1 pseudogene is annotated in these 706 nt (G+C 47.2%); it reads left to right on the top strand.

The window, feature by feature from the left end:
• A pseudogene (locus R8N47_RS25240) lies at positions 1-706 on the top strand (hypothetical protein); the annotation flags it as partial.

Genomic DNA, 706 nt, shown 5'->3' with positions numbered 1-706 from the left:
AGAACGGATTCTCAACAGGCAGAACTGGAAACTCAGGTCAAAGTGACCAAACACATCAAGATTTCCGCAGCAGGTAAACAAGTCGAAGAGTTAAACAACGAAGACGAAAAAGGCAAAGGCACCTTAGCGGGCCTGCGTGCCGATTACATTTGGGATAGCGACAACAATGTTTACATCAAAGGGCAAAAAACCGTTGGAAAAACAGATGAGTACGATGAGAACGACAGCGTCACTATTGGTGGTGAAACGCGTATTTTAGAAGACTTCGTCGTTGGCGCAGAATACACCACGGGCGATCGTGGCGATGCGGCTGAAGCCAGCGTGACTTATGATGTGACGGAAGACTACAGCACTTACTTAACCTATGTCGATGACAGCTACGAAGGCAAAAACAACGTGATTGTCGGCCAACGTGCAGATCTGACTTCAACGGTCGATTTCTACCAAGAAAACCAATTTGTGGATGAGAACAACGGCAAAGGTCGCATCGATTCATTCGGCTTTGGCTACGACATGAACGACGACATCGACATGGGTATCGGCTATCAGAAAGGCGAAATCGAGGATGATCAAAACATCACCACCGAGCGCCAAGCGGTGAGTGTAAGCACCTCGATTGATGTCGATGATGTGTTGTTCAAGAACAAAGTGGAATATCGTGTCGATAAGACAGATGACTCTGCTGACCCAGACAAAAAACGCATCG

The sequence above is a fragment of the Vibrio sp. 2132-1 genome (assembly GCF_033344315.1).
Note: the sequence above shows the minus strand (reverse complement) of the source record. Positions and strands in the feature narration are given on the sequence as shown.